This is a genomic window from Paenibacillus artemisiicola (assembly GCF_017652985.1).
In the GTDB taxonomy this organism is placed as follows: Bacteria; Bacillota; Bacilli; order Paenibacillales; family Paenibacillaceae; genus Paenibacillus_Z; species Paenibacillus_Z artemisiicola.
This window is the reverse complement of record NZ_JAGGDJ010000138.1, coordinates 1-522: the sequence shown is the minus strand read 5'-3', so window position 1 is coordinate 522 and position 522 is coordinate 1. Positions and strand designations below refer to the sequence as shown.

The window sequence follows — 522 nt, the reverse complement described above, 5'->3', positions numbered from 1 at the left end:
GGATCTGCACGACGCGCGCGCCGAGACGCTGCTCGACCTGGACGAGGCGGAAGCCGCGCTTGCGAGCGCGCGGACGGCGCTCGCGGCCGGGCCGCCGCCCGCGCGCTATTCCACGGCGGAAGGCGCGGGCGCGCACCGCTCGCATGCGCTGGCGGGCGCGGCGCTGGAGCGGCTGTACCGGTTTCGCGACGCGGCGGAGGCGTACGGCGCGGCGCTCGCGCGCCGGCCGGACTACGCGCCGGCCTGGGAGCGGCTGCTGCTGCTCGGCGCGCTGGACGCTTCGCTGCGCCCGCTGTGGCGGGAGGCGGCGGAGGCGGCCGGGCGTTTGCGGATTGCCGGGACGAAAGCGGGGCTGCGGCCGACGTTTCCGGCCGGCGAGCTGCTGGAGGGGCTGTGCGAGCTGGGACTGCCCGCGGAGGCGGAGGCGCTGTGGGCGCTCGCGGCCGCCCGCCCGCCGGGTCCGCTGGCCGCGGGCCTGTGGCGCGTGCAGCGGGGCGAGGCGGAGGCCGGCCGGCGCGTCTG

1 protein-coding gene is annotated in these 522 nt (G+C 80.3%); it reads left to right on the top strand.

Annotated features, from left to right (window positions below; translation table 11 throughout):
* A partial coding sequence (locus I8J29_RS33585) for a hypothetical protein (RefSeq protein ID WP_208851572.1) occupies window positions 1-522 on the top strand: 522 nt, incomplete at both ends.